The following is a 25,161-nucleotide window of genomic DNA, read 5'->3' as shown; positions in this document are numbered from 1 at the left end:
TGTTGAAGTTAAATGTTACAATACTCCATTCCGTATAGATTACTAGTGGCAAAACTCTCAATTACTCGATCATCCAAACAATTATATTTGTATGCACATGTCGAACACTTTGATATTTTTCCTTTATTGAGGGTAAGGTATTCTTGAAATACATCGCTGTTAATAATAGTAGATAAATCATCTTGTTGAAGATCACCGATGATACTAGTTAATAACATAGGATGTGGGCTTACTTTTCCATCCCTTCTTAAGGTTATTTGACCAAAAAAGCTTGGATTATACTGATGTAAAAATTGCATTTTATGAGCATTAACATGTGAAAATTCTCTTTTTTTATCATACATAAAAGAAGTATACTTTTTAGAATAATAGTTATTATTTGGTTTTGGATATAGAAATTCGATTTTAATATTTCTAACCTTAGCTTCTTTTTGAAAGGTATTAACAATATTTACAATATCCTCGTCATTATCTCTTGTCACCAATACACTAAGTTGTAGATTTACGTGATAATCACTCAATTTTCTTATATTATCTATAATTTGTATGGAAGGGATATCCGAATTGGTAATTGCCTTGAATTTATTTTCATCAGCTTCAAACACTTGTATGTACACTTTTATTTCATATTCCATCAAAAATCTAAGTATATCATCATCAAGAATGCTTCCATTAGTGAATATTGAAAATTTTGAGATGCCAATTTTTTTAGCAATTCCTACGATAGTTTTGATGAAATTAAATTCTAAAAATGGTTCTCCACCAATGAATAGAAGCTCTTCTCCATGAAGATTATAAAATGCTTCTAAAATTATTCTCCACTGCGATTGGGTTAATATATTAAAATTAATATTTTGGGGCCATATTTTACATCCTGTCTTTCGAAAAATGCTTGAATCCACATTACAGTGCTTACAATTCATGTTACAATCTGTGGAGGTTAAAATGAACATTTGTCTTAGAGTGTTATTTTTTATGAATATTCTGTTTTTTGTTTCGTTAGTTTCAAAAAATGGTTCAATAAATTGTGGATCATCGTAATATGTACCTAAATTCAAATTCATTAATTCATCTAAAATACCCAATTCTATATCAATGGAACTAAGGGGTTCATTTTCCTGACATCGTTTTAATAATTCAGCGTTTTCTTTGTTTATTTTAATCATTTTTCCGCTACTGATATCATACAAACACGAATTATTTTTTCCTATCTCTAAGTGACAATATGGATACAATCTGAAATATTTTTTCATTTCATCATCTCCTTGACAGAATCAAGATCACTAGTATGATTGTAAACCTTCATTACATCAAAACCTTTTTCTTTCTTTGTAAAATAATCTTCTAAATTTTTTTTAACCGCTACCTTCTTAGATTTACAAAATGATGGTTTAATTCGTCCAGTTTCATCTAGAAACATAAAACAAGCCTCACACATTGTTCTAATCGGACAGTATTTACATGAATCACTATTAAAATGTTGAACTAATTTTTCAGTAACACTATCTACAAGTTTCCAATTTAAACCCTTTTCAACAGTACCTATCGGATACTTTTTACACATTTTTTCACATAATGTTAGAGTGCCATCAGGAGAAACAGCTATTTTACTAGTAGGAATGCAACTATTTCGGGTAATTTGTTGTTGTCCATCCTTATTTCTTATTGAAAGAACAAAATCTTTCATTACTAGCGGACCAGCCACTTGTTGAAAATGATCATCACATGTTTCAGATTCATATAATTCGTGTTCAATTTTCTGCATAGCATTTTTGAAATTATTTTTATCAAAATTCCATTTTCCAGTTTTAACTTGTTCTTCACACCAATCAAAATATAATGTATCAAATGGATTAATTTGATTATAAAGAACAAAAAACGGATTTAATAAATCATAGTTTTCCTCGAAAAATTTCGCTACTTTATATACGTCGGTATATTGGTCAAAGCAGCAATTAAAACTAATAACTTGTTCTATATTTTGTTCCTTTTTCTTTTCTTGAAGTCTTTTAATATTTTTGAACGCTCGTTCAAAGGTGGGCATTCCATTGACAAAGACTCTGTTTCGATCATGATTCTCTTTAAAACCATCAATGCTAAAAGTAATAATAATTCTATTATTAACAAAATAATCCATCATTTTTTCAGATAATAGAGTACCATTTGTAGTTGTATAGAAAAGTGTGTCAGGCATAAGTTCTTTTGCATATTCCATTACTCTTTTTATTAAATCAAATTTTAACAATGGTTCACCACCATACATTGTAATTACCGGGAATTTTTTATGTCCTCTTTTTACCCTTTCCATATGCAATTGATAATACATATCTACTGCCTTTGTAGCTGTTTCAAAATCCATTTCCTCATCAGAATATCCCATTTCTTCTGGATATTTATCGTTATAAATACAGTATTCACAGCGTAAATTACATTTTTCAGTGAGTATTAATATTAGTTGTGATTGGTTACTATTTATTGCTAATTCCTTTGAATTAATAGATGAATTTGAATATTCTGTTTCTTGTAAATAAAACATCCCCATATTAATAAGATTGGAAACATAATTATATATAGCATGGTAATCCTTATGAAAATCAGCAAATTTTTCTTTTGTTTTTTTTATTAGTGCTTTCTTTTCAAGCTGATGGTACTGTGAGATAATATATATTGTAGGGCTATCGGCAACAATTACCCTACCTGTATTACCATCTAGTACATATGAAAATTTGTCTGTTTTAAAGGGCATCATTGACAGTCTTTGTTTAGACATCTCTTATTCACTCCCAGTTAATAGCGGATTAAAATTTATAAAAAAACATTTAGAAGAAGAGGTATACTAAATGTTTTATTGCTATGCTGTTAAATATTTATTTTTAACCTAAAGTAAATGCTGTTCCGATAAGTGATCCGATACCTTCACTAATTAAGCAACTACCAATACAACCAATTACACAAGCAGCATTTCCTCCAATCTCTTCATCTACTTTTGTAATTAAGGCATTGTTCATAACTTCCATAATAAATTCCTCCTTATTTTTTCTTCTTTTTTACATTTATGTTGTGCTTATAGGAAATAAGCTGCAGCTGCAATCTCTGTTCCAACACCACCGCTAGCAAAACATATAGTACCACATGCTCCAACACATGCTACCCATCCTCCCACTTCTTCAGATTCTGATATAACACTTACATTTTTTTTGTTTAAAACTTCCATTATAGATTCCTCCTTATTTTTAAGGTCCTCTTCTTCAAAAATGTTTTAAGCAAATTTATTAAATTTAAATTCCTTAATGGAATATAAATACGTAATAGCAACTACAATTATTGAGATTGCAAATATAATGTAAGATGCACTATAATTTAGATGATTTATCATTTCAATTTTTATATTAAAAACTTTTTCTGCTAGGATAAAAGTTGAAATACCTATTACAAATAAAAACATTAGTGTGTTTTGAGCAGCATGATAGTTCAGTTTATAATAAACGGATAAATAAATACCAAAGTAAATTAAAAGCGCAGAAAAAACTAGTAGATTTATATGTATTAAGAAGCTACTATTTACATCTTTCATTAAATATAATTGAATAAAAAATGCATATAGATTCGAGATGGCTAAGGTTACTATCATTTCAATGTATCTAGTGAAAATAATTTTATTATGATTAATAGGTAAGATCTTCAAAAAGTTTCTAACATCTTCTGAATCTTCTATGTAACAAGATTTACCTACAAAAAAATTCACATTAATGAAGGGTAATAAGAAACTCATCATTAAATATTTATTATCTCCATCTACTATTAAAATGAGCGGAAATATAATTGAATAAAGTAACATAATTAGTAAATATTTTTGATTAATTAATATATCTTTTTTTAGAATTGCTAACATAATAATCACTCATCCAATCACGTTAAAATTGATTACTTCATACGGTCATTTCTTTTTTGTTTCTTTAGTAATAGAAGTACTTCATCTAAAACTACCTTTTCAAGATTAAGATTATATATTTTTTGTTTCTTTAACTCCTGTTCATCTAATACTATATAACCTTGTACTAAAACTCCGATTTCCTTTAACTTATCAATTTGTGCTGAATTGATTTTATCAATTGATATTTTTTTAAACCTATTAAAAATAATATCCTTCTCTTCATTTAATAGAATCGAACCATTATCAAGGTAAATGATTTTTTGTGCTATTTTTTCAATGTCATCAGTAATATGAGAGGAGAAAAAGATTGTGGTTCCTTTTTGTTGTGCAAGCTCATTCAAAATTTCAAGTAACTGATTTCTTACAATAGGATCTAGACCAGAAGTTGGTTCATCTAGTATTAATAAATCTGGATTGTGTGACATAGCTAAGGCAAGTGAAAATTTCGCCCGCATACCTTTTGATAATTCCTTGATTTTCATGTCAAGCTTAAGGTTGAATAAATCCCTAATTAGATACTCAGAAAATTTTTCATCCCAGTATTCTGAATAGGCATCTTTGACAAAATCACGTATTACCTTCAGTTTGACATCATCATAAAATTTATTGTTATCTCCCACATATCCAATTCTTTTTTTTAAATCATTTCTATTTCGTCCAAAGAATTCGCCATTAAATAGAATCTCACCTGAATCATAGTCTATGATGTTTAGTATCGATTGAATCGTAGTAGATTTTCCGGCACCGTTCTCACCGATGAATCCAGTGATTGATCCATGTTTTAATTCAAAGTTAATGTGATGTAAATAAAAATCATTATATTTTTTTGATAAACCTTTTACTTTTAATATGGTATCCATAAATTACACCTCATTAATTATTAATTGAACTTTAAGATTGATATCATTCCCCTATTAACAACTAACTTTTCAATACTTTTTCATTTTCTTTAACACAAGCTTATTATAAGATTACAAATTGTAATTTTCAATCCATTCACAAAACGTTAATATTTTAGAATAGTATTAACTATTGACACAATTTCAAATAAATTAATACTAAGCAACGTACATATAGGCATAATTAACAAAAAAAACATTGTTATAATGAGAAATCATAACAATGTTTTTAAAATTCTCCTATTAATGGTATTAAATGTACTATGGGCTAATTAAACTTTTTTAAATTCTTATAAATATATGGTGAAAAAATTAAAAAGAAACCTAAAATGATCATTACAAAGTTAATTGAGAATACAATCGGTTTCTTTGTAAAAGCTGTTCCAAAAATAATTACGAATGTAACTCCCATACTTCGTAAAATAAGTCTAAGAGAAGGCGAACTTGATAGCATTTTGAATGTTTCTAATTGTAACTTTTGAATATTCTTATTTATTTCACCTTTCATATTTATACCTTCTTCCTAATAAAATGAATAGTTCTCAAATATATGGTATTATAACTTATTCTAGAATGCAAATATTTATAAGGGTTAGTACTATTGACCTGAAACATCTTTAAAAGCCAGTTATAATCTTTATTAGGTTGTATATGAATTTTGTTTATTTTTTATTCTACCTGTTATATGTACGGTGAATTAAATACTTCTAACAAACAAAAATCCAGACTTAAATGCATATGATATACATGTTCAAATTATTTTTACGCCATAATTGTTTTTTCTGTTTGCTTTTCAAACATCATTTATACTACCATCAAAATATTCTTTGTTATTATACGTGATAACAAAGGAAAAATAGTAACAGCAAGCTGCCGCAATCCTGTTTGATTCTTTGAGGGAAACTAATTCAAATACTAATTATTAATTTATGCCCATCTGTAATAATGAATTAATTACATAATAGGTAGTATCTAAATCTATTCAAACTTGAAAGTTCACTAGATTGGAACATTTATTTGAATGCAACTATGCTAAAATAGTAAATGTACCGTTAATCTTTCAGCGAATGTATAATGGCTTTTGTTACGATGTAATGTATAGTTGTAAAATAAAAAACCACTACTTTAAGTAGTGGTTTTTTATTTTACAGTTAATACTTTATAAACGACAAATTTCTAAAAAAATCAACTGCAACTTGCTAAAAAATAAAGCTATATTTACTAGCTAATTTTATATAAATTAAAATGATCATCTACTATTTAATTGTTCCTTATACTCTTTTAATGCTTCTTTCCAATGTCTTAATGGTTTTAATCCATTCAGGATAATGCAATCTTTGCTTAACACTGAATATTTAGGTCTATTGGCTATTTGCGGGAATTCTTCCGTCGTTAAGGAAATTATATTGATGTCTTTATTAAAGTCTTTAAAAAATTCAACTGCAAACTCATGCCATGAACATATTCCTTCGTTTGTCACATGATATAAACCGTATTGATCCGTCTCTATTAACTCTGCAATAAAATTTGCTAAATCTAGTGCATAGGTAGGTGAACCAAACTGGTCAGATACCACGCGGACTTCACCGTATAGATTTGCTATTTTTCTTATCTTAGCGATAAAGTGACCGTCTCCCTTTCCAAATATCCACGAAGTTCTAATAATAAAATGATTATTCGTGTATTTTGTTACTAAATGTTCTCCAGCCAATTTTGTTTCTCCATATATATTTAATGGATTAGGACGATCCACAAGATTGTATGGTGTATGCTTTTCGCCATCAAACACATAATCTGTACTAATATATACAAATTTACATTTTATTCTTTCTGCAGCTTGAGCAATATACTTGGTACCTAATACATTTACTTCATATGCCAGTCCTTTATTTTTCTCTGCCCCATCTACATTTGTAAATGCTGCACAGTGTACAATTACATCTGGCTTTAACCTATCAAGATAAGAGCTAACTCTTATTTTATTTGTAATATCTAACGTGGTTCGATTCACACCATATAGCTCATGATGTGTTCTGCTGAGAACTTGTATTAAAGTTTGTCCTAGTTGCCCCTCTACTCCCGTTATCAGTATCTTCATTTTAAAATTCCTCGTTTAACTTATGTAATTTTTACCTAATAAAATTCATTCCCACCACGTACGGTTATCTATATACCACTTAATTGTTTGAGTGAGTCCATCATCAAATAGATATTGTGGTTTCCAACCTAATTCTTCTTTCAACTTAGTAGCATCCATGGCGTAACGTCTATCATGTCCTAAGCGATCTGAGATAAATGTAATTTGCGATTGATCTTTATTTAGGAATTTGAGTATTTTTTGTACAATATCTAGATTTGTATATTCATTATCTCCTCCGATATTATAAATGTGCCCATCTGCTCCACCATGCAGAACTAAATCAATAGCTACACAGTGATCCTCTACATGAAGCCAATCTCTTATATGTAATCCATCACCGTATAGAGGAATATTTTTATTATTTAATGCATGAGTTATTGTTAATGGTATTAATTTTTCCGTGAACTGATAGGGACCATAATTATTGGAACAACGAGTTATATTCATAGGTAAACCGAATGTCTCATGATACGCTCGTACCATGAAGTCTGCACTAGCTTTACTTGCACTATAAGGACTATTAGGAGCTATTAGTGTATGCTCTGTAAACGCACCCGTTTGAGATAATGTCCCATATACTTCATCTGTAGAAATTTGTACAAACTTTTTCACTTTTGTTTTATATGCTGAGTGTAATAAGGCTTGTGTACCTAATATGTTAGTTTGGACAAAGATATGGGGAGTTTTAATACTTCTATCAACGTGAGATTCTGCTGCGAAATTTAATACATAATCAAATTTCTCTTTTTTAAATAGCTTATCTATGAATATTTCATTTGAAATATTCCCTTTGATGAATTTATAATTTTGATTTAGTGATATTTCCTTTAAATTAGATAAATTTCCTGCATATGTTAATAAATCTACATTTACAATTTGGTATTGAGGATATTTCTTTAACATATATCGAATAAAATTACTACCAATAAATCCTGCCCCACCCGTTATTAATAATTTCAATTAAAATCATCTCCATAAACAAAGTTGACATTAGTATCTTTTAATCTAGGTAGTTTTTTATCTTTCTCTGATAAAATTGGTTGATTAGTTGGCCATAAAATTCCTATCGTTTCATCATTCCATAGAATTCCCCCTTCATGGTTAGGTGAATAATACTCATCTACTTTATACTGGACAATTGTATTAGGTTCTGTAGTACAAAAACCATGAGCAAACCCTTTAGGAACGGTAAGTAGACGGTTATTATACTCATTTAAAATTGTTCCGAACCATCGTCCATACGTTGGGGAGCCCTTTCGGATATCTACAACTACATCGTAAATAGAACCAGAAATGCAGCTCACTACCTTCATTTGGGCTTTAGGATTCAACTGATAATGCAGCCCACGTATCGTGCCTGTGTGAACAGATAATGATTGATTATCTTGTACAAAGTCTCCCTGTACATCTAAGAGTTCAAATTTTTTCTTATTACATGTTTCAATGAAGTAACCACGTTTGTCACTGCATTTATCAAGCTCTATAATAAAAACACCATCTAATGCTGTATGAATTTTACGCATTCTTCTCTCTCCATTCATTTAAATGCTATTGATGGGCAACCCTTAATAAATATCGGCTGTATTGATTTTCCTTTACCGAATTTGCCATTTTTAATAGTTGTTGCTTGGTTATATATTTCTTTTTAAATGCAATTTCTTCTAAACAAGCTACTTTTAAGCTCTGTCTTTTTTCAATTGTTTCTATAAATTGTGCTGCTTCTAATAATGATTCGTGTGTACCTGTATCCAGCCATGCGTAGCCTCTTCCCAATAATTCAACTTCTAATTCTCCCATTTCAAGATATTCTTTGTTTATATCTGTTATCTCTAATTCCCCACGATTAGATGGTTTAATATTTTTTGCTATTTCTATCACACGTTTATCATAAAAATACAGGCCAGTTACTGCATAGTTTGATTTTGGTTCCTTTGGCTTTTCTATGATATCAATTACATGCTTTTTAGAATCAAACTCTACTACCCCAAAGCGCTCTGGATCATTGACATAATAACCAAAAACTGTAGCTCCCCTAGTCTTCTTAACAGCCTTTTCTAGTAATTCTGTTAGTCCATGACCATAAAAGATATTATCGCCAAGAATTAAAGCTACATTATCATTTCCAATAAACTCCTCAGCTATAATAAATGCTTGTGCTATACCTTCTGGATAAGGCTGAACAGTATATGAAAGGGTAATTCCATATTTTGAACCATCACCTAACATTTGCTCAAATTTATTAATATCTTGTGGCGTTGAAATAATTAGTATCTCTCTTATACCCGCCAACATTAGTACTGATAAAGGATAATAAATCATGGGTTTATCATAGATAGGTAATAATTGCTTTGATACAATTTGGGTAAGGGGGTACAATCTAGTACCGCTCCCACCTGCAAGAATGATACCTTTCATGGCATTGTGCTCCTTCATAGTTTTTCTGATATGCTCAATTAAAAGCTTAAGCTTTAAAAACTATATAGCTTATTATGCAGGAGACCGATACTTACTTGATAAAAGTGGCCTCCTACATAAATAATTAATTTAAATATTTTCCTATTACAACAGAATTATAATTACCACCATAGGAATATGTACTAATTAAGGCATTGCTCACCGGAGCCTTACGAGCATTTTCTGTGACAAGATTGATTCTTCCTCTATGACTTTTTACATTTTGCGTAGCTGGTATTTCACCATCAAATGCACATATTACACTAATGAGAGAAAGAAGTCCTGCAGTTGCATGGGTTTCCCCAAAGATAGATTTAGTGGCACTAACAGGAGTTTTATTACCAAATGTACGTTCTATAACTCTCTCTTCAATACGATCAAAATATGTATGACCATTGGCGGCTGCACAAATATATTCTATCTCCCCTGGAGAAATCATCGCCTCTTTCATTGCTAAACGCATAGATTCCTCCCATGCCTTTCCTAGATGATTTAAGTCCCCTATTTTACTATCATCAGATGTTAACCCAAAACCTTTAATTTCAGCTAAAATATTACCATTTCTTTTTAACGCTGCCTCCTCACTTTCTACAATAAAGGCAACGCTCCCTTCACCAAGTATGGTACCGCTATTATTACAATCAAAAGGACTTATATTCTCAGTTGTTAAGTATCTTTTTATTTTTGAGTGTCCCTCTATTATTGGATTATTTACTTCATCTGCCGTTACCACAATGAATGTGTCATAATCACTAGATTGAATCATGGCATAGGCATAGTATAGTGCACTAATACCAGAAACCCCGCCACATGAAATAGTTGAAGTAGGCCCTTTTATTTTAAAGTTTAATGAAATATGTCCAGCTGCTGCGTTCATAACTGTGTTTGGAAATAATTTAGCATTGGCGGCCTTAACACCCTCTTGGATAATAATCCGGTTAAATGATTCTACCGTTCCAACTGGTCCTGTACCAGTAGCAAAAATAATTCCTATCTTGTCCCTATTATTTTTATCTATCTTTAAGTTCCCGTTTTCTATCGCCATTTTCACTGACAATACTGCATGTTTGCTAATTGAATCCATCTTCCTTAATAAATTAGGGTGTATTAGCCTTCGATAGTTTTGTTCTGGTATTTTCCCGGCTTGTATGCACTTAGGATTGTCATTCCACTGTTTAATCTTTGAGGTACCACTCTTCCCCTTAAACATACAATCTTTAATTTCCTTAAGGTTTGAAGAATTTCCAGCAAGTCCCCCTACACCAGTAATTACGACTTTTTTTTCTTTAATTAGCTTTTCCTTTGCCGCTGATAACTCAAGGTTCTCATTGTACTTACAGAATAAGATACTTGCATTGTTTCCACCAAAAGCAAATGAATTTGATAGTACATAACTCAAATCACTTACCCTACCTATGTTAGGTACAAAATCTAGATTAAACTTTTGACTTTCAACTTCAAAGTTTATAGTTGGAGGTAAATATCCATGTTGAATAGCAAGAATACTTGTTACTGCTTCCGCCGCTCCTGCGGCTCCTAACATATGTCCTATCATTGATTTAGTTGAAGAAACTGGTGTATTATTTTCAGTAATTAATGTACGAATTGCTTTTGGCTCTGATACATCATTTGCTGGTGTACCTGTACCATGTCCATTGATATAGCTTACTTCCTTAGCATCTATATTGGCTTTTTTTAAAGCACCTCGCATGGATCTCAAAGCACCTTCCCCGCCCGGATCTGGTGCCGTCTGATGATATGCATCTGAAGATAAATCGTAATCCACTACTTCAGCTAGGATATTTGCACCTCTTTCAACCGCATGATCTAAGGATTCCAAAACAAGAATAGCTGCACCTTCTCCGATTACTACGCCATTACTCTTGCTATAGGGGGATGGTGGCGTTGGTGCTAGTGCTTGTAAACTATTAAAACCACTCATTGACAATTTCGATAAGGGATCTACACCACCGGTTATCATGATATCTGCTTTGTTATTTCGAATTGTATCCAGCGCAAATCCAATTGAATTTGTACCAGCGGCACATGCATTCGAAATAATCATTTTTGGCCCTTTTATTTTTAAGTCTCGAGTAATATTGTCACAGGGCGTATGGATTGGATACTTAAAAAGTAACGTTTCATCTGCTTTTTCAATTCCATCTTTAATCCACTGATTATGAAATTCTTCCCCGCTCAACATGCCTCCTAAAGATGTGCCTAATGATATTCCAATTCGGTATGGATTAAAGTTTTCTATTTTTAATTTTGCGTTTTCTACCGCTTCTCTTGCCGCCATGACACCTAATTTTCCACAGCGATCCATATCCTTTATTTCATCCTTAAAGAAGTAATCATCTACCTGAAGGTTTTCAATCTCTCCACCATAATCTGTTACCATTTCAGCCATATCGATATTTTGGATTACTTTAATACCAGATTTCCCAGATTTAATATTATCCCAAAATTCTTTTACACTATTTCCGTTTGAACAAATAATTCCCATGCCAGTTACGACGATTCGTTGATTATTCATGTTCATATGCCATCACCTTTACAGTATTTTGATTGACCATGATTTAGGTAGAATATATGGTGAGGACTGAGTATGTGCCTCATACAAAGCATTTTCTTTATTTTTCACATAAAATCCAATTCCTGAAACAGCAAATGGTTCCTCTAATAAAGCAATTCCGAGTTTCATATTTAATACAGGACTTTCTTTAAGTTCAATAACTTTACCAATTAATTGTTCCTCTATAAAAATTTCATCATTAACTGTAATTTTGCTCTCTATTCCTGTCGTGAATCCCACAATTCTTTTATTTACTCCAGCTTCCGATTGCTGTTCTAAGGATTCTCTTCCATAAAATTCGTCTTTATAAAAATCAATAAACCATTCTAAACCAGCTTCAAAAATATTTAGTTCTTCTAGATGTTTGAATTCAAAATATGGATGTCGAATTTCTAACATTAGCGTCTCTAATGTTTCCCAATCTACTTTCTTCAATTTAATATCTTCTTCTTTAAAAGAATTTACAGTTTCTAATACTATTGGCTCTAGGCATTTTTCAAACAATAATTGATAACCATACTCTGCTGTTACACCTGTTCTTGCTAATAGAAATTCTTTCCCAAATAATTGATTTAACACAAATGATTGAAATGGCAGTGATGATATTTCGAAGTCTAAAAACTTTTGAGCTAATTTCCATGCATACGGACCTTCAAATCCAAGTTGAGAATGTGTTTGACTTATATCTATAATCTCAACACCGCTTGGTTTTTGGTTTTGCAACCAGGCTAGTACCATTTCTTTTTTATGTGGTGTCGTAATAACTGTAAGAGAATCCTCATTTTTAAACAGATTAATAATATCAATTACAGTCCCATCTTTTTGTAATAATAAAGTAAAGAGTGTTGTTTCTTCTTCCATAAATATAATATCTTTCGTAACTAGACGATCTAGGAACTCTACATGGTCCTCACCTTTCACAATAATTCTTCCTGTTGCTGATAAATCTATTACACCAATTCCGTTACGTACTGCATCATATGCTTCATTAGTTTCTTCTTGTACATTAATTTGATTACTCATGATTAAGCGCCCCCAATTCTCTCTTTATCACATCTTTAATTGTCGGTAGATTACATACATTATTTATATACAGTTGTTGCATTTTCTTTAATTTATCAATCTCCGTTTTGCTATACAGCATATTAAATATTGTTTGACTAGTTTCTTTTAAATCAAACATTTCACAAGTATGCACACATTTAAAATAATCATTTTGCTCCATCAATGGTGCTAATTCTTTATGCCATCCATTTGGAAATACAAGAAATGGATAAAGTCCATTAGGTATTATATAATTCCATTTTTCTATAATGCTTCTTAAGGTAGGATTATGGCTATCTCTTTGAGTCTTTAATTCTTCATATTCCATATGGTTTACCAGACTAATTACAGGTATTTTTCCAAATACCGCTTTTCCCATTGAACAGGATGTAATATTATCGGTGATAAATAAATCACATGATAATATTAGTTGCTCATATTCTTCCAAATGAAGAAATGGTAGTGAAACAAATTCTATTTTTCCTCCATTTTTCATAGAAACAAATTTGGTCTCATCTGAAACCCCAATTAATTTAATACATGTATCGTTTGGAAAGTCCTGAAGATATAGGCTTAATAGTTCTTGTAATATATATTCATAACTAAACCTTGCATCATTGTACTGTTTCTTCTCCATGAGCCTCATTTTTACTAATAGGTTGGCCCATGATGATTTCGCAATCATAATTAATTTATCTTGTTCCCTACAACCTAGTTGTGTTCTTATTTTCATTCTTAATTCTTCATCTATTTGTAAAGCCTCTTTATATAATTTGACAGAAGTAACATTCTCACTATCTTGTTTATAACTATTCACTGGACAAGTTCTAATTAGCCTAAATTGAGAGGGGATTTTAGGTAGTTCTATCAATGACCTTTTCTTTAAGCTATTGTAATTTGCATTTTTAAAAAGTTTATTTTCTAATAATCGATCCTCACTACCCCAAGCTAAAGAATCAATAGAAAAACAAGGTATGTGTAGGTTTAATAGATAATCAAGATCAATAATTGGAGACTCTAAAAATAAATTATGGTAATCAGCTAAAACAATAGCATCAGGTTGAAATGAATTATTGATTTGTTTTATAACCTCTTTTTGTTTTAGCCCCTTTGTTAGTGATCTAACATTTGCTACAGATTTACTGGCATACCATAAGAATTTTTCACTTGTTAAAAAATATACTTCTCCATCCTCTTCAATTTGTTTCGCTAGACATAAGGCATTGTGCAACTCACCAATGCTAAAGTGACTAGGTGCAATAAACAATACTTTCATGTCATATTCCCCTCTAATAAAATTTGCGAAAAGTATTCACTATCAAGTAAAGTTTCTCCAACTGCAATATTAAAGCGAATATCTGCATCATAAAATTCGTTCTGATTATCATATATACCGATTTGTATACCTTTCTTTGGCCACTCGTATATAAAGCATTTTGTATTATGAGATAGTGCTAAAATAGATACGTATAACCCATTAGATAATTCGAGAATTACCTTCTTATCTAAGTAAATCTTTCTTTGTTTGTCATTTGGTATTAATGTATTTTGCTCTCCGTTCTGCCAATAATAAATCTTTTTAATTTTTGTTTTCCCTTTTTTCTCCCAGAATAAATGAAAGACACTAGCTTTCATCTTCTCTTTTTGTAGATTTTTCATTTGTACTTGTAAAATTGGTAAATCAAATATAGTTGTATATCCAACTTTCGATTCATTAGATTGACAGAAGATCTGATGAATGAATTCCCTGTATGTATTTTCTTTTACTACTACTGAATTGGCACTGTTCTTGAGATGTATGGAATTAATACTCAAATCTTCCCTACAATCTGGAGTACAAGATTGAACCGTTGGTATCATCAAACCAGGTAAAAAATTATAAGAATTTAATGCTGATTTACCTTTTAAAATCTCTTTATCTTTATACATAAATTCTGTTATTTTACTACTTTGGTTTACCTTAATCATTATGTCTAGTACGTTATTCTGAACTAAATATTCCTGCTTTTTTTCGTTATATGTTAATTCATTTCTTCCTTTAGGGAAAAGATATATATTTTTAGTTATCGTATTTCCATTCAAGTCATCTTGATACGTAAGTGTGGCATAATGGGCTTTTGACCATTTAACCTTTCCATTAAATTCAAAATCAAAATTGCTTATGGAATCAATGTCTTGTATAAATAAATGTTGTTCGTAAGGTATCTGAGGGAAAACCAATGTTAATTTCCCCTTTAATATGGAAGAAAATAAGTTTTTTAGGCTTCCGTGAATATAAAATTCCCCGTTTTCATTTATAATATGAAATTGGTCAGTCTCAATTGAGTATGGAATCTTATTAGATATAAATTTGGATGTATGACTAGTAATATCGTTATAGATTTCTTCTACTTCATCTTTGCTATCACGAGAACATAAAGTATAATAGTGCGTTTTTGTTATACATTTTTCTTTATCATTCCGTGTAAATATTACAGCTGGCATCCATCTTAATCCAAATAGGATACGCTCTATATTTCCTTTCCATATGAATCCAATATTAATATTTTGCGATTCAAACAATGTATAATTTCGCTCATACATGTCTGGATGACTAGGTAGATCGAATTGGTTTACAAATTCATAGTCATGTAGTGCATATGGATACTCACCATATACCATAGGTTTAGAAACTAACCCACTCTTTAATGGTACCGTCATCTTCGCATCATATAACATGCACCAAGGGTATATCTTTATATATTTTCCTTCTTGTGCAAAATCTTTTATTTGAACTATCTTATCTGACAAAAAACGAATGCTTCTCTTTAATCTTGTGACCTTATGAATGATCTCAAAACATGAATCAGATTTTATTGCCCATGACAGCTCATTTACTTTCGGTTCTTTTACTGCATTTAAAAATGGGTAATCTAAATCTGGCCATGCTTCTTTTACTAATAATTGCTGCTTTCTAAGGTCATATATATATAAACAACCAGTACTTTTACTTATTTGTACAGTTATATACACATTTTCTAGAACCAAGTATTCTTCTGTTTCATAAACATGATTTCTCCCAAGCGCATAAACCGGAATTAAGGCCTTTAATTCCCCAATACTTTTATTTTGATGACTAACAGCTGAAAATGTCATATTAGTGATACCAATTTTTTGGGGATTCAATAAAATAGGATGTTTCTTTATTTCACCCGGCTCTATAATACAAATTTGGTGTTTTTCTAGCGGTTTGAAATCTAGTATTTTAGGGTTTTCTTGTTGGATAAATAATTTGTAAATTAATCTATCTAAAGAATTATTTTTCACATTAACGATACATGCAGATTCTTTTCCATTAATTAACTTAGGATGATTAGCAACATTTACTTCTAACGGATTTGCTATGGTTACTCCAAAATGAACAATTAGTTCTAGTTCTTTTGCTTTTAACTTTGTAACAAGTTCTCCCTCAATTTCCTTAGTAACTGTTATAACTTCTTCCCACTCGTACTTTTTATTTGGAAAAAAAGTTTTCTTTAAATCAATTAAGTAATCGTCGCCTATTTTCGATGTAATACTAGCTTCAATAGGATTTGAAAAATGATTTTCATATACATAACAGATATGAACCTTCTCTCCAACAATTAAATTGTTTCCTTCTAAAATATAACTAGTGAATCTTACTTGTTCTGTTTCTACCTCAGTAATTTTTTCACTTTTTATATCAACCCAACAATTTACATCTTTTGCTCCAAGATTAATGGCATACTTTACAACTTCAATTCCATTTCTTGTTATGGCGTTACTCTGAATAGAACGTAGGGATTTCAATCCCCTAACTGTTTTCCAACCTCTAGATAGCCATATATCTTGGTCACTTTTTGAAATAATTGGTTTAAATGCATCTAACAGATAATTAATAACATAAGGTAAATAGCTTCTTAAATTTAAGTAGCCATCATAGTCTATATACGACCTACTTGTTTGATATAACCCTACTCTTTTATAAAGTGCCATGGCTACTTTATCTTCCGGATTCACTTCTGTATCAATATACTTAATGTCTTGTTGAATAAGATTTTTAATTGCATAGGCAAATAATTTATCTGGTATATTTCCCGAACGAAATTCTGGATGGATTAAAAAGAATCCAGCCCAGGTTCCATCTGGAGTGGCTGCTCTTTGACCTGATAAACTAGAAAATAATAAGCTAGCTATAATTTCATTTTCATATTCAGCAATTAAATATAACTCTATCTTCCGCTCTCGAAATAATTGCTTGATGTCTTGCTTATTTAAGGGATACCCATGTTTAATGGGGCCATATTGATATTTATTATAAAATTGCGCTAAATTCTCACTGTCTGCCTCTGTACACTCACGAACTTGAACATCTATACCATGGATCATATTTCCTCAACTCTTTTAGAAACTTGAATACTACCAGTAGCAACTTTCTTTTTATCTACATAAGCCGTGATTTCCACTTGTGAGATTACCCCAAGTGATCTTCCAATTTGGACATGTAATTCTAGCTGGTCTCCTGGTACTACAGGTTTTAAAAATTTCATATTACGTACAGAAACTAAATAACCCACATATGAACTTGGATCGATTTTAGGTGAACATGCACCATGTGCATCTATTTTTGCTAGTTCTCCTGTAACATAAACAACAGCAGTCATTTGTGCCAAAGCTTCAATAATTAACACTCCAGGCATAATTGATTCATTTGGAAAGTGCCCTTCAAAAAAAGGTTCACTTACTGTTACATTTTTAATACCAATTCCACTCTTTCCTGGCTCAAGTTGAATAACTTTATCTAAGAAAAGGAATGGCCATTTATGCGGTAAGATATTTCGGATTTGATCTGCATTTAATATCGGTCTCACTGCACATCATCCTCCCTATTTTCTTCAATAAAATCGGCAATTTTATTAATAGAACCCAGTACTGCCATATTCTCGTCATATACTGCAACGCCAAATTCCTCTTCAATTGCCAGAAATAGCTCTAATGCATCCAAGGAGTCAACCCCTAAGCCTCTTCCGAATAATGGCTGATCATCAGTAATGAAATGCGGTTCGATTTCTAAATCTAATCTCTCAGTAATAATTTCTTTAATTCTAGTAGTTAATTGTTTTCTTTTTTCAGCAATAATTTTTGTTTCTACATACGTAAACATCTGTTTTCCCCTTTTCCTTGTTTAACTCAAGATTCGTCATTAAATCACCTATTGTTTAGCCATTAACTAATCCACCATCCACTGTAAAAACTTTCCCGGTTATATAACTCGCATAGTTAGAGGATAAAAATGTTGTTAAATGTGCTACCTCTTTAGGATCTCCAATTCTGCCAAGCGGCACCAGTTCTAACATCCTTTTTAAAGTCTGTTGATCCATTCCTTTTGTCATATCTGTTTGTATAAAACCAGGTGCAACAGCATTAACCCTAATACCGTATTCCCCACCTTCTAATGCTAAAGTCTTGGTTAGGGAAATAACCCCACCCTTTGAGGCAGAGTAATTACATTGACCTCTTGCACCCGTTATTCCACTTGTCGACGTGATATTTACAATAGAACCTCTTTTCTGTCTCATCATTATTCTTAATGCTTGTCGGCAACAAAGAAATGTTCCTTTTAAATTTAAATCAACCACATGATCCCACTTTTCCTCGCTCATCATTGCAGCAAATCCATCATTTATAACTCCTGCATTATTTACTAAAATATCTATTCTTTTTTCCTTTGAGCGTATGTGTTGAAACAATTTATGAATAGAGTCTTCATTTGTAATATCAACATGCATAGGAAATGATTTTCCACCTTTTTCTTCTATAGTATTTGCTATTGCATTTGCTGATTTTTGATTACTTTGAAACGTAAAGTAAACAGTTAAGCCCTGTTTGGCTAGGTCCATTGTTATTGATTTACCAATGCCTCGTGATCCTCCGATAACTAATGCCACTTCGTTTCCATTAAACATAGACCCGTTCCCCCTTAAATTCTTTCTCTATTGTAGTAAGGCTTCTTTTTAAATACATCGGTGTTTCTGTAGAGGATACAGATATGTTCTGCTTAAAGGAGCGGCATAACTTGGTTAAAGTATTTCCGGGACCTACTTCTATAAAGTGTTTCGTACCATTATTCAATAAAGTGTAGATAGTGTCTTGCCACATAACTGGATCTACGCATTGTCTTTCTATATCTTGTAAAATATTGATTCTATCTGTAGTTGGTTTTCCTGAACAGTTTAAAACAATTGGTATTTGAGCATTTTTTAACGAAAATAAATTTAAATACTCCTTAAACTCAAGAACCATTTCTCCCATTAAACGTGAGTGAAATGCATGACTAGTTGAGAGTATTTTAGTTTTTATACCATTTTTTTGATCTAGTACCTTTTGAAATTTAAGAATGCTCTTACTCTCGCCAGAAAATACAACCTGTGTAGGGGAATTATAGGCAGCAATATCAATTTCATATTGTTTAGATTCCTCTACAACTTCAAATAATGTTTGATATGTGTTTGACACAATTCCTAACATACACCCCTCTTGCTTTACATTACTCATCAGCTGACCACGCTTCCGTACAATGGATAATGCATCCGAAAATTGTAAAGATCCTGCTTCTACCAGTGCAGAGAATTGTCCTAAGCTATGACCCGCCACTTTAGATGGCCTTATACCGTACAAATGTAAAATTCGTGATATCCCTGTGCTTACCGTAAGAATAGCTGGTTGTGTAACACTGGTTTCTATTAATTTTTCACTTGGCCCATATAAACATAGTTGCTTTAAATCAAATCCTAGCGTATCATTTGCTTCCTCAAATAATGGGACAAATATGTTTGGGTATTTATCTAAATACCCTTTACACATCCCTACAGATTGAGACCCTTGTCCTGGAAAAATAAATGTAATCATATGACACCCCCGCTATTTTCAAATTGAATCTTTTCTAAAATTTCTTCTGGTAATCTACTGATTAATTGATTATTCGACCGTGTTAAAACATGTTTCGAAAATCCTTCCGCTAACAAAACTCGGCATCTCTTGCGGAATAATTTATAAACAAATTCTATATAAACTTTACTTTCATTCTTAAGATAGGTTTCTACAATTAAGTCATCTTGAAATCGAGCTGATTTTTTATAGGTACATCCTATATCGATTATTGGAAAATATAATTTTTCCTGTTTTAAATATCGGTTTATTCCAGTCATACCCAGTATTTTAAACCTACCCAGCTCAAACCAGTGAAAATAATGAGAATGGTGAGCAATTCCCATGGGATCGCATTCCCCAAAACGAACATTCACCTCATTTTTTACTATGTACACTTATTTCACCTACTTTTCATAAGAACGTCGAAATTTTTGTATGGCGATTGTTAAAAATAAAATTCCCATGCCAATTAATGCAGCTGATGGAATAAGCACAGAGGAGAACTCCTTGTTATATACTAATAAATCGTTAAACCCTCCCATTGCCCAGGCTGTAATCGTAATATGTGCTATGTTTTGCATCCATTCCGGCTCTATATAGAGTGGCCACCAAGACCCACCTAAAGCAGACATAGTTAACACGATTAAAATAGAAATACCATTTGCTTGTGATCTTGTTTGACATATAGAAGCTAGTAAAATTGCCAGGCTTGAAGCTGCAAATGCAGTACATATCACTAGTAACATAATTCCTAATACACTTTTTCCAAGCCACATTCCAAATACAAAATGTCCTACGCTAAAAAGGACTGCACATTGAACAATTGCTGTTATAAAGCATGAGAGCATTTTTCCAAAAATAATTGATAATGTATTAATAGGTAAAGTAAGGATTTTTCTTAACGTTCCATTCTCTCTCTCTTCTACTAATGCACCTGCAGCTGCAGCAGTACCTAAGAGTACAAACATTACAGCATATCCTGGTACATTAGATTCAAATGGAGTAGGTTTATGTTCATTATCTGATGCTAATTCTTTAAACTCCACTTTCACATTTACTTCCATTTGGGCAGAGGCTTGTTTTACAATCTCTTTAGTCATATCTCTTTGTATTTCTGACACAATTTGAGTTACAGCATTTGAAACAACACTTGGAATAATACGATCAACCTTATCTTCTATGATGATAACTTTAGCCTCTGTCCCTGAATATACATTTTGTGTAAAATCCTTAGGGATAACGATTGCCGCTTTTTTAGTTTGAACTTCCTTTTTCGCCTGTTCTTCTGTATAGGCTTTCTTTTTACCATTTAATTCATAAGTTTCTTCTAGCTCAAGAGCAGGTATTTTTTTTAACTCTTCAATAACCCTTTTAGATAGTTCTCCATTATCATTTACTACTATAGGAATCTTGAATTTTTCTGTCTTACTATCAAATACATTGGATAATGCAAAACTAGCAACTGCTATTACTATAATGGGTGTAATAAATAAATAGATTAGACCAGGAATATCCTTTAAAAGAATAAGCAGATCTTTCTTTGCTATATACCAAGATTTCATGTTTACCAACCCCTTTCCATTTACGACCTTAAGTTTTTCCCCGTTAAATGTAAAAATACATTTTCTAAATTAGAGTTTTTAACATTAAATAAATCGATCTTCAGATTATATTTTTGAATTAATTTCATAACTTCCCTTGTAACATTAAAGCTATCTACACATTGAATGATGATTTTTTTATCCACCAATGTGCAGGACTTCACATCTGAAATCATTTTTGTTTTATGTATAAATTCTTCTGGAATATTTGATATTACAATCTCTAAATAATTTTCCCCATATTTTTTTATTAAATTTTTTGGGGTGTCAACATCTAATATTTCACCCTTATCATAAATTGCTACACGATGGCATAACATTTCTGCCTCTTCCATATGATGAGTTGTATATATGACAGTGATTCCTAGTTCTTCTACGAGATGGCGAATACAATTAAAAATATGGTTTCTTGATTGTGGATCAATGCCCACTGTTGGTTCGTCTAAGAAAATAACTTTTGGCTTATTTAACAAACCGACCACTAAATTAATTCTTCTTTTCATACCACCTGAAAATGTATCAATTCTCTTATGTGCCCAATCCTCAAGCTGTGCGAATTGCAAGGCTTCTTTTATGCGGCTTTTTTTCCTATTTCCCTTTAATCCATATAAATCCGCATAAAAAGATAAGTTATCATATGCAGTTAAAGTCGGGTATAGCGCTAAATCTTGAGGTACTACACTCACATTTTTTTTAATCTTATTCCGTTCAGTATACAAGTCGTAGTTACATACTGTACCATCCCCTTCATCTGGCAGAGTAAGAGTAGATAAAATCGATATAAGTGTTGTCTTTCCAGCTCCATTCGGTCCTAGTAATCCTATAATTTCACCTTTACGGATATCTATGCTTAAATTCTTAATAACTGTATAATCTCCATATGATTTCTTAATGTTTCGAATGGAAATCATAGTATTTATATCAGTCATAATGTTTCCCCCTTTTTCTTGCTGTTACAATTTATTAGAAGTGACTCTTCTTTATCTCCATTAAAGCTTCAAGGTATTTATATCCATACTTTTCATCTGGTTCTAGGTATGTGCCTTCTGCCCACTCATTCCAAGCATTAATAAATAAAAAATCAGTGTCCTTACTATGTTGTAAAAGATACTTCTTAAACTTATCGGGATTAGACCCCTTCATAATTAAAGCGCTTTCTTTTTTTCTTGGTGAGTTATCCCAATCTACAAAAGCTCCTTTATATATGTTTTCACGTTCTTTAATTTGACGGTTTAATATTCTTTTCCATACAAAATCATAACTTAAGTGAAAATCTTTTTTTTCTTGATGTAGTGAAGTTCTATTACCTATTAGTTTTTTTAAAGTGTACATAGGTTCAAACTCTATAGCAGCATCAAAAGGAAAGTCTGATTTATCTTCAAAAATTGTTAACATTTCTACAAAGTGTATCCCTAGAAACCCTTCAGATTGGGCCCATTCATTCCATAGACTCAACATTTTATTTAGGTTTCGTATAGAAGCTGGTCGGTAAATTACAAATATCGGTTTATCTTTAATATTTAAATAGTTTTTGTTTTTAAAGAATGGCAATAGATAATTAAAGTGTTCTTTCCAATCAGACTCATCCCCATATTCTTGTCGCATTAATACTTCTTGGTCTTTCCCATCCCAAGATCTTGTCCAAGATTCATTTGCCCAACATAAGCAATATGGGAAATCAATTTCCTTACATTGATTTCTCAATTCTATTGGTTTTTCTAGTAATGTTTTCCCTTTGAACCAATAGTGATAATAGCAAAAACCATCTAAACCATACTGTTTTGCTAAATTTATTTGCCACTTATGTACATCTAAATCTAACAAATTGTAATAATAATCCCTTAATGGAGCTCTAGGCTGATAGTGTCCCAGAAAACGTGGTTTTGCTTTTTTTACATTGGTCCATTCTGTAAAACCCTTTCCCCACCATAAATCGTTTTCAGGTATTTCATGAAATTGTGGTAAGTAAAAAGCAATAGTCTTCATTAGTAAGGACTTCCCCCTTCCCCATATGCAATGACTCACTTATTGATAAAAAGCAATTACACAATATAAAACTCTGCTTTTTAACATGAAACTATTTAATCTGATGTTAAATCTTGTCACAAAATAAGGCAAAAAGACCCTAATTATTGTAATTTTCACACATAAAAAACTATATTTTTAATTTTTTTTAGAAAATTATTCAAAAAAACACTTTAAATACAGTTAAGTATTGTATAGTTTTATATTATAGGAGGGGAAAAATATGTCGTTTTTTGGCGAAAAATTCACAAATTTATTGGTAAATTTAGATGTAGCAAGCCTAATTGGAAAAATAAAGCAATACCAAGGGAGATTGGAGGTCTATGAGAAGGAATTTCCATGTACATTAGAAAAGTTGCAAATATCTACTCAACTTCAACATACCAAAGATTTTGTCGCAATGTATAAAAACTTAAAAATAACAAATAAAAGGTTAAAAGAATTAATTACATATGATCTGTCGCCAAAAACAATGATTGAAGATGAAATATCTTGTTACGTTGATGCGCTATCACTCATTCATAATAACTATGAAAGGCTTACTATTGATCCAAGTACAATCTTAGAAATACATTTTCAACTTTTTAAATATGCTACTTCGGATAGTGGAACGTGGAGAAAACAGGACATCTTACTTGAAGAACATGAGCAACTTAATTTCTCATTTTATTGCTATCGCCCTTTAACGATTAAAGAAATCCCAGAAGCAGTAAAAAATTTATGTGAAGAATATAATTATTTATTAAATCAAAAAGATATTGATCCACTAATTTTAATTTGTAATTTTGTACTTAATTTTATATGTATTTTTCCTTTTGAATCTGGAAATGGAAGAATGGTACGTCTACTTATATCTTTATTACTATTACAAAGTAAACATTCACTAGTGAAATATATTTCACTAGATAAAATAATAAAAAAATACGAGAGAGATTATTATGATGCCCTATATAAATCTTCAGCAAATTGGCATTTTCAAGAGCACAATGTATCCTTTATATTAAAATGTCTATTACATATTATTCTAGAAGCATATAAAGAACTAGACGTACATATTACAAGTTACCAACTGAAAGGGAACAAAAGCTTTAAAATTAAAGAGTATATATTAAAACAAGAACTTCCTTTTACAAAAGAAGCAATACGGATGGTATTTTCAGATGTTTCACCAAGCACGATCAATAAAGCATTTGCATGTTTACAAGAAGAAAAATTAATTAAACTAATATCAAAAGGCCGTAATGCAGTTTGGACTAAAACAAAAATATAAATAATATCAAAAAAATATAGGGTAATTTTTTAACATTAATAATTAAAACATACATATAAATTTATTTCACATACACAATAGATATTTTTACATAATACATAAAGAGATAATTTGTCGCTACATTATTCATACAACTATTTTTGAATTTTTTCTTCTCTATACTTCCGAAAGTCTGATAACAGACTTTATAGGAAGTATTAAATATATAAAAACTACATATTCAGTTTTTATATCCCAACTATTAGTAATAGGAACTTAGCATTTATTCCGTTTCACCTAAAGAGTTTTA

24 protein-coding genes are annotated in these 25,161 nt (G+C 31.1%); 1 reads left to right on the top strand and 23 read right to left on the bottom strand.

Annotated features, from left to right (window positions below):
* Window positions 1-8: 8 nt before the first annotated feature.
* From ACUN13_RS27095 to ACUN13_RS26985, 23 genes are all read right to left on the bottom strand, one after another.
* Entirely contained in the window at window positions 9-1,253 is a 1,245-nt protein-coding gene (locus tag ACUN13_RS27095; protein ID WP_445424043.1) for a radical SAM protein, read from the bottom strand.
* Window positions 1,250-2,770 (bottom strand): radical SAM protein, encoded by a 1,521-nt coding sequence (locus ACUN13_RS27090; protein ID WP_445424042.1) that lies wholly within the window; start codon window positions 2,768-2,770, stop codon window positions 1,250-1,252. Before ACUN13_RS27090 ends, ACUN13_RS27095 begins: the two co-directional genes overlap by 4 nt.
* Window positions 2,771-2,873: 103 nt before the next feature.
* On the bottom strand, window positions 2,874-3,017 hold the full coding sequence (locus tag ACUN13_RS27085; RefSeq protein WP_176543679.1) for a hypothetical protein: 144 nt from the start codon (window positions 3,015-3,017) through the stop codon (window positions 2,874-2,876).
* Between the two features lie 47 nt (window positions 3,018-3,064).
* Window positions 3,065-3,214 carry a hypothetical protein gene (locus ACUN13_RS27080; protein WP_153600700.1) on the bottom strand — a complete coding sequence of 50 codons (150 nt, stop codon included), beginning with the start codon at window positions 3,212-3,214 and terminating at the stop codon, window positions 3,065-3,067.
* A gap of 45 nt (window positions 3,215-3,259) precedes the next feature.
* Entirely contained in the window at window positions 3,260-3,892 is a 633-nt protein-coding gene (locus tag ACUN13_RS27075) for an ABC-2 transporter permease (RefSeq protein ID WP_088346724.1), read from the bottom strand.
* Between the two features lie 32 nt (window positions 3,893-3,924).
* Entirely contained in the window at window positions 3,925-4,794 is an 870-nt protein-coding gene (locus ACUN13_RS27070) for an ABC transporter ATP-binding protein (RefSeq protein WP_088346726.1), read from the bottom strand.
* Window positions 4,795-5,101: 307 nt separating this feature from the next.
* Window positions 5,102-5,341 (bottom strand): hypothetical protein, encoded by a 240-nt coding sequence (locus tag ACUN13_RS27065; RefSeq protein WP_088346728.1) that lies wholly within the window; start codon window positions 5,339-5,341, stop codon window positions 5,102-5,104.
* A gap of 741 nt (window positions 5,342-6,082) precedes the next feature.
* Window positions 6,083-6,931 (bottom strand): dTDP-4-dehydrorhamnose reductase, encoded by an 849-nt coding sequence (gene rfbD, locus ACUN13_RS27060; protein WP_445424041.1) that lies wholly within the window; start codon window positions 6,929-6,931, stop codon window positions 6,083-6,085.
* A gap of 45 nt (window positions 6,932-6,976) precedes the next feature.
* Entirely contained in the window at window positions 6,977-7,933 is a 957-nt protein-coding gene (rfbB, locus tag ACUN13_RS27055; RefSeq protein WP_088346356.1) for a dTDP-glucose 4,6-dehydratase, read from the bottom strand.
* Window positions 7,930-8,496 carry a dTDP-4-dehydrorhamnose 3,5-epimerase gene (gene rfbC / locus ACUN13_RS27050; protein WP_088346358.1) on the bottom strand — a complete coding sequence of 189 codons (567 nt, stop codon included), beginning with the start codon at window positions 8,494-8,496 and terminating at the stop codon, window positions 7,930-7,932. Before rfbC ends, rfbB begins: the two co-directional genes overlap by 4 nt.
* 25 nt (window positions 8,497-8,521) lie before the next feature.
* Complete coding sequence (rfbA, locus tag ACUN13_RS27045; protein WP_088346360.1) at window positions 8,522-9,388, bottom strand: glucose-1-phosphate thymidylyltransferase RfbA; 867 nt, start codon at window positions 9,386-9,388, stop codon at window positions 8,522-8,524.
* A gap of 124 nt (window positions 9,389-9,512) precedes the next feature.
* Entirely contained in the window at window positions 9,513-11,969 is a 2,457-nt protein-coding gene (locus tag ACUN13_RS27040; protein ID WP_221826620.1) for a beta-ketoacyl-[acyl-carrier-protein] synthase family protein, read from the bottom strand.
* 12 nt (window positions 11,970-11,981) lie between these two features.
* On the bottom strand, window positions 11,982-13,025 hold the full coding sequence (locus ACUN13_RS27035) for an aminomethyltransferase family protein (RefSeq protein ID WP_088346364.1): 1,044 nt from the start codon (window positions 13,023-13,025) through the stop codon (window positions 11,982-11,984).
* On the bottom strand, window positions 13,018-14,322 hold the full coding sequence (locus tag ACUN13_RS27030) for a DUF6365 family protein (RefSeq protein ID WP_221826622.1): 1,305 nt from the start codon (window positions 14,320-14,322) through the stop codon (window positions 13,018-13,020). The genes ACUN13_RS27035 and ACUN13_RS27030 overlap by 8 nt, the downstream gene beginning before the upstream one ends.
* Window positions 14,319-17,435 carry a GNAT family N-acetyltransferase gene (locus tag ACUN13_RS27025; RefSeq protein WP_088346368.1) on the bottom strand — a complete coding sequence of 1,039 codons (3,117 nt, stop codon included), beginning with the start codon at window positions 17,433-17,435 and terminating at the stop codon, window positions 14,319-14,321. Before ACUN13_RS27025 ends, ACUN13_RS27030 begins: the two co-directional genes overlap by 4 nt.
* On the bottom strand, window positions 17,432-17,917 hold the full coding sequence (gene fabZ / locus ACUN13_RS27020) for a 3-hydroxyacyl-ACP dehydratase FabZ (protein ID WP_086422562.1): 486 nt from the start codon (window positions 17,915-17,917) through the stop codon (window positions 17,432-17,434). Before fabZ ends, ACUN13_RS27025 begins: the two co-directional genes overlap by 4 nt.
* On the bottom strand, window positions 17,914-18,210 hold the full coding sequence (locus tag ACUN13_RS27015; RefSeq protein WP_000495741.1) for an acyl carrier protein: 297 nt from the start codon (window positions 18,208-18,210) through the stop codon (window positions 17,914-17,916). The genes fabZ and ACUN13_RS27015 overlap by 4 nt, the downstream gene beginning before the upstream one ends.
* 55 nt (window positions 18,211-18,265) lie before the next feature.
* A complete protein-coding gene (gene fabG / locus ACUN13_RS27010) occupies window positions 18,266-19,012 on the bottom strand; it encodes a 3-oxoacyl-[acyl-carrier-protein] reductase (RefSeq protein ID WP_088346370.1) in 747 nt (248 codons plus the stop codon).
* Window positions 19,005-19,955 carry an ACP S-malonyltransferase gene (locus ACUN13_RS27005; RefSeq protein WP_221826623.1) on the bottom strand — a complete coding sequence of 317 codons (951 nt, stop codon included), beginning with the start codon at window positions 19,953-19,955 and terminating at the stop codon, window positions 19,005-19,007. Before ACUN13_RS27005 ends, fabG begins: the two co-directional genes overlap by 8 nt.
* Entirely contained in the window at window positions 19,952-20,371 is a 420-nt protein-coding gene (locus tag ACUN13_RS27000) for an acyl-CoA thioesterase (protein ID WP_445424040.1), read from the bottom strand. The genes ACUN13_RS27005 and ACUN13_RS27000 overlap by 4 nt, the downstream gene beginning before the upstream one ends.
* A gap of 9 nt (window positions 20,372-20,380) precedes the next feature.
* The gene (locus ACUN13_RS26995; protein WP_221826626.1) at window positions 20,381-21,538 is read right to left on the bottom strand and encodes an ABC transporter permease; all 1,158 of its coding nucleotides are present in this window, start codon (window positions 21,536-21,538) and stop codon (window positions 20,381-20,383) included.
* A 20-nt stretch (window positions 21,539-21,558) separates the two neighbouring features.
* Window positions 21,559-22,506: an ABC transporter ATP-binding protein gene (locus ACUN13_RS26990; protein WP_221826628.1), complete on the bottom strand. Its 948-nt coding sequence runs from the start codon at window positions 22,504-22,506 to the stop codon at window positions 21,559-21,561.
* Window positions 22,507-22,540: 34 nt separating this feature from the next.
* Entirely contained in the window at window positions 22,541-23,563 is a 1,023-nt protein-coding gene (locus ACUN13_RS26985) for a glycosyltransferase WbsX family protein (protein WP_242785742.1), read from the bottom strand.
* Window positions 23,564-23,825: 262 nt separating this feature from the next.
* Here ACUN13_RS26985 and ACUN13_RS26980 point away from each other — a divergent pair, with 262 nt between their 5' ends.
* Window positions 23,826-24,872, top strand: coding sequence for a Fic family protein (locus ACUN13_RS26980; protein ID WP_000007498.1), 1,047 nt, complete (start codon window positions 23,826-23,828; stop codon window positions 24,870-24,872).
* The last annotated feature ends 289 nt before the right edge of the window (window positions 24,873-25,161 follow it).

The organism is Bacillus cereus group sp. Bce041, from assembly GCF_052646455.1.
Note: the sequence above shows the minus strand (reverse complement) of the source record. Positions and strands in the feature narration are given on the sequence as shown.